This window comes from Massilia sp. CT11-108 (assembly GCF_047302915.1).
GTDB classification, from domain to species: Bacteria; Pseudomonadota; Gammaproteobacteria; order Burkholderiales; family Burkholderiaceae_D; genus Telluria; species Telluria orientalis.
In genome coordinates this window covers 1-7486 of the sequence record NZ_JBKYMO010000279.1, presented here as the reverse complement: position 1 = coordinate 7486, position 7486 = coordinate 1, and the positions used below count along the sequence as shown (strand labels likewise).

General features: G+C 67.0%; 4 protein-coding genes and 1 pseudogene. 4 read left to right on the top strand and 1 reads right to left on the bottom strand.

The genetic code is table 11. From position 1 onward, the window contains the following. The 4 genes and pseudogenes from ACEN88_RS20155 to cphA form a co-directional block, all read left to right on the top strand. Positions 1 to 332 (top strand): annotated as a pseudogene (locus ACEN88_RS20155) (metallophosphoesterase); the annotation flags it as partial. A gap of 255 nt (positions 333 to 587) precedes the next feature. Then, the gene (locus ACEN88_RS20150) at positions 588 to 1991 is read left to right on the top strand and encodes an amino acid permease (RefSeq protein WP_413342390.1); all 1404 of its coding nucleotides are present in this window, start codon (positions 588 to 590) and stop codon (positions 1989 to 1991) included. Between the two features lie 163 nt (positions 1992 to 2154). Continuing rightward, entirely contained in the window at positions 2155 to 3612 is a 1458-nt protein-coding gene (locus ACEN88_RS20145) for an iron-containing redox enzyme family protein (RefSeq protein WP_413342389.1), read from the top strand. A gap of 57 nt (positions 3613 to 3669) precedes the next feature. Beyond that, complete coding sequence (gene cphA / locus ACEN88_RS20140) at positions 3670 to 6315, top strand: cyanophycin synthetase (protein ID WP_413342387.1); 2646 nt, start codon at positions 3670 to 3672, stop codon at positions 6313 to 6315. A 1-nt stretch (position 6316) separates the two neighbouring features. Here cphA and ACEN88_RS20135 read toward each other — a convergent pair whose 3' ends face one another. Further along, entirely contained in the window at positions 6317 to 7213 is an 897-nt protein-coding gene (locus ACEN88_RS20135) for a LysR family transcriptional regulator (protein WP_413342385.1), read from the bottom strand. Positions 7214 to 7486 lie beyond the last annotated feature (273 nt).

Here is a 7486-nt window from a genome sequence, read left to right as displayed (position 1 = left end):
ATCCGTGGACCGGGGCGCCGTCGGCCGGCGCCACGTTCGCCGGCGCGGGCGCCGTCCGGATCTACCTCACGCATTCCCCCGACGGGTTGTACCGCCTGGAGCGCCAGCGCTTCGACGTCGCCTTCGCCGGCCACACCCACGGCGGCCAGATCGCGCTCCCGGATGGTGCGCCGCTGTTCCATCCCAGCGGACCGTGTTCGCGCGATTTCTGCTACGGCCGCTACGACGTGCCCGGCAACGGCCCGCTGATCGTCAGCCGCGGCGTCGGCTGTTCCGGCATTCCGCTGCGGCTGAATGCCGATCCGGAACTCCTCATTTGCACGCTGCGCTAAGCGTTCCTGGCCGTTTTTTGCGGTTTCCCAGCTTCTACACCTTGAAATATTGAGTATTTCCTTTGATTCTGGATAACAGAATGGCGATAATGTGACGCCGCCAGGCTGGCGACCGGCATTGTTCTTGCATGCCAGTCCCGGCGGCCCGAGCCCAGGAGGAGACCCCCTTCGGCGGATGTATGTGCAGGTTATCGCCTGCCCGCCGCACATAACAATCAGGGACCGGGATCTATCTACTATCGATTGGAGAAAGCAGTGAGTCTTTTCAGAACCAAGAATCTCGACAACATGGTCGCAGCCTCCCGTACCCCGGGCGGGCTGAAGAAAGTGCTGGGGCCAACCGACCTCATCCTCATGGGCATCGGGGCGATCGTCGGCACCGGTATCTTCGTGCTGACCGGTACCGGCGCGTTGACGGCCGGTCCGGCGTTGACGGTGTCGTTCATCGTCGCCGCCATCGCGTGCGGCTTCGCGGCCATGTGCTACGCGGAGTTCGCGTCGACCGTGCCGATCGCCGGTTCGATCTATACCTACAGCTATGTCGTCCTCGGCGAACTCGTCGCCTGGATGATCGGCTGGGACCTCCTGCTCGAATACGGGCTGGCGACGTCGGCGGTGGCCGTCGGCTGGTCCGGCTATTTCCAGTCGCTGATGGGCGGCTTCGGCATCACCATTCCCGAGATCCTGTCCGCCGCCCCGGGCGCGGTGCCGGGCGTGCACAGCGTGATGAACCTGCCGGCGCTGGTCATCATGCTCGTGCTGACCGCGATGCTGTCGTACGGCGTGCGCGAATCGGCCCGCGTCAACAACGTCATGGTCGTCATCAAGATGATCGTCGTGCTGCTGTTCATCGCCGTCGGCTTCAAGCACGTCACGCCGGCCAACTGGCATCCGTTCGCGCCGTTCGGCGGCACGGGCATCATGAGCGCCGCAGCAGTCGTGTTCTTCGCGTTCATCGGCTTCGACGCCGTCACGTCGGCCGCCGAGGAAGTCAAGCGTCCGGAACGCGACCTCCCGATCGGCATCATCGGCTCGCTGGCCATCTGCACGATCCTGTACGTGATCGTCGCCGCCATCATGACCGGCATCGTCCCGTTCCAGATGTTCAAGGGCATCGACCACCCGGTCTCGCTGGCCCTGCAGCACGCGGGCGAAAACTGGTTCGCCGGCTGGATCGACCTGGGCGCGATCCTCGGCATGACCACCGTGATCCTGGTGATGGCCTATGGCCAGACCCGCATCATCTACGCGATGTCGCGCGACGGCCTGCTGCCGGCGAAGCTGTCCACCGTGCACCCGAAATTCGGCACCCCGTTCTTCGCGACGTGGGTGGTCGGCATCCTGTTCGGCCTGATCGCCGCGTTCGTGCCGCTGAACGTGCTGGCAGAGCTCGTCAACATCGGCACGCTGGCCGCGTTCTGCCTCGTCTCCGTCGCCGTCATCGTCCTGCGCAAGAAGCGGCCGGACCTGAAGCGGGCGTTCCGCTGCCCGGGCGTGCCCATCGTGCCGGGCATCGCCGTCGTGTTCTGCCTGGCGCTGATGTCGTTCCTGTCCGCGATCACGTGGGTGGCGTTCCTCATCTGGCTGGTGCTGGGCCTGCTGGTGTATTTCGGTTATGCCCGTTCGCGCTCCCTGCTGAGTGGCGTGACGCAGCCGTAACCGGACTGCACTTCGATAAAGCGGCGCTGCGGCGCCGCTTTTTAATTCTGCAACGATATATTTTTTGTAATCCCTGTCCGACATCCTGGAGGGAAGCGTACCGATTACGCCAAGTTGGCCGGGTCCGCATAATCTTGGTAGAACATTTACCAAAAGATTTGTTATGACCTCCACTTTTGTCGTCGACAGCCCGGCCCGCGCGGCAGGCCGGGACACCCGCCCGGTCCAGGTATCGTCCGCCAGGGACTTGTACTTCGCGCTGATGGACAACCCGGCCGCGGCCCTCGAGGCGTCCCGCGCGTTCCTCGCGGCACAGATCGAAGTCGCGCGCGCCGAACCGTGCGAACTGCCGGATGCGGTGTGGCAGCTGCAGGGCTGGATCCAGGGCCGTGCCGAATCGGTCGGCATCGCGTACCGCGAATACCTCGCCGCGCGCAAGAATGGCGCGCCGCGCCGCTATTTCACGAACAAGTCGCATGCGCTGTACTTCCTGAAGGGCGTCGCGCCCACGAAGCTCGTCGACGGCGCCTGGCTGTACGGCACCCTGTCGCGCTGGGAGAATCCGGACTTCCATCCCCTGATCAAGACCTATCTCGAGGAGCTGGGCGACGGCGTGCCGGACAAGAACCACGTCACGCTGTACCGCCGCCTGCTCGCGGCGCACGGCTGCGAACACTGGGAGACGCTGCCGGCGGACCACTTCGTGCAGGGCGCCATCCAGCTCGCGCTCGCGTACAACGCCGACGCCTTCGTGCCGGAAGTGGTGGGCTACAACCTCGGCTACGAACAACTGCCGCTGCATTTGCTGATCACGTCCTACGAATTGAACGAACTCGGGATCGACCCGTATTACTTCACGCTGCACGTCACCGTGGACAATGCCGGCAGCGGCCACGCGCACAAGGCCGTGCAGGCGCTGCGCCACCTGATGGCGCAGTCGGGCGACCCGGCCGCGTTCTTCCAGCGCGTGCTGGACGGCTACCGCCTGAACGACCTGGGCGCGTGCACGACCTCCGTCATCGGCGCCTTCGACCTCGAAGCCGAACTGGTCGAGATCTTCGGCGCCAAGGCAGCCATCGGCAAGAACATGCACTCGGATTACTGCCGCGTGGCCGGCCGCTCCGTCAACGACTGGCTCGGCGATCCGCAGCAGATCCCCGACTTCCTCACGAAGCTGGAGGAATCCGGCTGGATCCAACGCGGCGAAGAGGTGGAGCAGAGCCGCTTCTGGCGCCTGATCCAGGGCGAGCGGGCGGAGATGTTCGGTGTGTTCTCGAGCTACGAGCAGCAGGTGCTGCGCGACTGGATCACGACGCCGCGCGACGCCAGCGCCGCCGCGCGCACGACCCGCGTGCTGAGCCACCGCGCCCGCCAGCGCACGCTCGACAGCCTCACGCAGCATGCGCAGCGCAGCGGTTATCCGGAGCGGGGCCTGATCCGCCGCCGCCCCGCGGGCAGCGGCGGCGACTCCGAACTGCACCAGCTGGAGCAGCGCGTGGCGGCGGCCGCCGGCAAGCCTGAGGCGATGGCGATGCTGGCGCAGCTGATGTCGCCGTCCGTGCACCACACGGCGATCGGCCTGATGGCCACGCGGATGTATTCGCAGCTGCTGGACGCTTGAAATGAACGCAGCGGCGCGCCCGTGCGCGCCGCGCCGCCCGACAAACAAGGGATTCCTGTGCACATACTCGAACAACGCTTCTTGCGCGGACCGAACATCCACGCCGCCACCCCCTGCCTGCTGTCCGTGCTCGACCTGGACGATCTGTACGGCGTCTCGACCCGCGACCTCCCGCAATTCAACGAGGCGCTGCTGGCCCTGTTGCCATCGCTCGCGGACTACCTCGTTCCGACGGGCCAGCCGGGCGGCTTCGCCCAGCGCCTGCGCGAGGGCACGTATCTCGCGCGCGTGATCGAGCATGTGACCCTGGGCCTGCAATGCCTCGCGGGCGCGCCCGTCGCGTTCGGGCGCACGCGTCCCGTGACGGGCGAGCCGGGCCAGTACCGCATCGTCTGCGCCTACCAGCTCGAAAAGGTCGCGCAGCCGGCGTTCGCGCTGGCGGTGGACATCGTCGACACGCTCGCGCACGGCCACGCATTCGACCTGGCGCCGCGCCTGGAAGAGTTGCGCGAGATCGCGGAGCACTACGCGATCGGTACGAGCACGGCCGCCGTGCTGGCCGCCGCGCAGGAGCGGGGCATTCCCGTCACGCGCATCACGGAAGACGCGAACCTGTTCCAGCTGGGCTGGGGCGTGAAGCAGAAGCGCGTCCAGGCGACGATCACGGGCGACACGGGCACCATCGCCGTGCGCATCGCCAGCGACAAGCAGCTCACCAAGCAGCTGTTGCACGAGGCGGGCGTTCCGGTGCCGCAGGGCGAGACGGTGACGACTGTCGAAGACGCGCTGCGCGTCGCCCATCACATGGCAAATAAGCTGAACGCGCCGGTGACCGTAAAACCGCTGGACGCGAACCAGGGCAAGGGCGTCACGGTCGCGTGCCGCACGGATGAAGAAGTCGAGCAGGCCTACGCGTACGCGCGCAAGTTCGGCCGCCACATCATCGTCGAACGCTTCATCGAAGGCGCGGACTACCGCGTGCTCGTCGCGGGCGGCAAGGTGGCGGCGGCGTCGCTGCGGCGGCCCGCGCACGTCGTGGGCGACGGCACGCACACGGTGCGCGAACTCGTCGATCTCGAGAACCGCAATCCGGCGCGCGGCGCGGGCCACACGAACATCCTCACGCAGATTGCGCTGGACGCCCATGCGGAAGACCTGCTGCGGCGCCAGGACCTCGTCCCGGACACCGTGCCTGCCGCCGGCACGACGGTGTATTTGCGCGGGAACGCGAACCTGTCCACGGGCGGCACGGCCGAAGACGTGACGGACCTGCTGCCGGAATCCACGCGCCGCCTGTGCGTACGCGCGGCCGCGAAGATCGGCCTGGACGTGGCCGGTATCGACATCGTCTGCCGCGACATCGCCCAGCCGCTGGCGGACCAGGGCGGCGCCGTCATCGAAGTCAACGCGGCACCCGGCATCCGCATGCACCAGCATCCCAGCGGCGGCACGCCGCGCGATGCGGGCGACGCCATCGTCCAGGGCCTGATGGGCGAGTCGGACGGGCGCATCCCGATCATCGCGTGCACGGGCACGAACGGCAAGACGACGACCACCTTGCTGATGGCGCACACGGTGCGCCTCGCGGGCAAGGTCACGGGCGTGACGACGACGCACGGCGTCTACATCGCCGGCAAGGAAGTCACGAAGGGCGATTGCACGGGCTACTGGTCGGCGCGCACGGTGCTCGCGTCTCCGGACGTGGAGTTCGCCGTGCTGGAGACCGCGCGCGGCGGCATCCTGAAACGCGGCCTCGCCTTCGACCGCTGCGACATCGGCATGGTGCTGAACGTATCGCCCGACCACCTGGGCCTGGACGGCGTCGACACGATCGAAGACCTCGCGCAGGTGAAGGCCGTGGTGCCGCTGGCGGCCAGCCGCGCCGTCGTGCTGAACGCCGAGGACCCGTTGTGCGTGGCGATGGCGCGCCGCGTCCATCCGGACGTGGAGATCGTGTACTTTGCGATGGAGGCGGACAGTCCCGTGCTGCTGCGCCACCTGGAAGAGGGCGGCCGCGCGGTCTACTTCCAGGACAATTCGATCGTCGTGGCGGATGCCACTTACCACCAGGAGCTAGTGCGCGTGGAAGCGATGCCGATCGCCCTGGGCGGCCGCGCGCGCTACAACATCGCCAACGGTCTCGCGGCGGCGGCGGGCCTGATGGCGGCCGGCTTCAGCAACCTGCAGATCGCGACGGGGCTGTCGACGTTCGTCAGCGACGGCAAGACGAACCCGCTGCGCACGAACGTGTTCGACGTGCGCGGCGTGACGGTCATCGTCGATTACGCGCACAATCCGGCCGCGTATGCCGCGCTGGCCGAGATGGCGCGCTCGCTGCTGCCCGGCCAGCTGGTGGGCATCGTGACGGCACCGGGCGACCGGCGCGACGCCGACCTGCTGGAAGTGGGCCGCGTGTGCGCCGGGCGCTTCGACGAACTGGTCGTGTACGAATCGTCGAGCCGCGGGCGCCCGTACGGCGGCGCTGTCGACCTGATCCTGCAGGGCGCCGAGGAAGTCGTCGGCAAGACGGATACCCTGCACCGCGAACTGGACGTGGGCGAGGCGATCCGCCTGGGCCTGTCGCTGTGCCGCCGCGGGGACGTGCTCGTGTTCGCGTGCGGGTCGTCGCTGGACGTGTTCGTCGAGGCGATCCGGCAGACGGACCCGGAAAGCGCGGCGCGGATCGCGGCGCAGGTGGGCTGACCTACCTGCGCGTGCCCGCCGCCTGGCGGGCGATATCCAGGAAGTTGCCGACCTTGGTCGACGAATTCCCTTCGAGCGACGCGAGCGCCAGCTTCGAGCGGACTTTTGCATCCGCGATGTCCACGTACGTCACCCCTTCGGCGTGGAACTGGCTGACGGACGCCGGCACGATCGACACGCCGAATTCCGCCGCGACGAGGCTGACGACGGTGGACAGCTGCGGCGCCTGCTGGCCCGGCATCGGCTCGAAGCCCGCGTGGCGGCAGGCCGACACGATCTCGTCGTGCAGCATCGGGCTGGCCGCGCGGGGAATCAGCACGAACGGTTCCTGCGCCAGCGCGGACAGCGGGATCCGCGCGCGCTGCGCGAGCGGATGCGTGACCGGCAGCACGGCCTTCATCGACTCGCTCGCGATGTCCTGCAGGACGACGCCGGCGAACGAGTGCACGCCCGGGCGCAGGAAGGCCAGGTCGATCCGGCCTTCCTCGAGTTGCGCCAGCAGGTGCGCCGTCGTGCCTTCGGTGAGCGTGAGGCCGACGCCGGGATACGCATTGCGGAATTCGCGCACCAACGCGCGCACGATCGGGTGGAACGCGGCGGAGGCGGTGAAGCCGAGGTGCAAATGGCCTGTCTCGCCGCGTCCGGCCCGCTGCGCGTTCAGGGTGGCGTGCTCCACGTCGCCCAGCAGGCGCTTGGCGTCGACGAGCAGCGCCTTGCCGGCGTCGGTCGGCACCACGCCGTGGCCGGTGCGGTGGAACAGCTTCACGTCGAGCTCCCGTTCCAGCGCGTGGATCTGCTGGCTCAGCGGCGGTTGGCCGATGCCGAGCCGTTCCGCCGCGCGGGTGATATTGCCTTCCTCGGCGACGGCAACGAAATAGCGTAAATGTCTGAGTTCCATGCGGTATCTGTGAAAAGTATGGATCCTAGATTATCCATATATTGGACAGCATAGTGAGATTTCGCGATAATACAGGTATCCCACGGACAAGTTTTTTGCGGCGAGAGCCGCATGGACGCGTTCCGGCGGGCCCATAACTTTAAATTTTGGAAGAGTGCTGGAATGTCAGAAGCGATAAAAAAAGTGCAGGAGCGAAGGCAGCCGATCCGTAATGTGAACATTACGGATATCACGATGAACTACAAGCAGCCGCCGTCGGCCATCGTGTCGATC

Bases quoted from the DNA above. Each gene is read 5' to 3' on its own strand.
- ACEN88_RS20135 (WP_413342385.1), bottom strand. From the start codon at position 7,213: ATGGAACTCAGACATTTACGCTATTTCGTTGCCGTCGCCGAGGAAGGC.
- ACEN88_RS20145 (WP_413342389.1), top strand. From the start codon at position 2,155: ATGACCTCCACTTTTGTCGTCGACAGCCCGGCCCGCGCGGCAGGCCGG.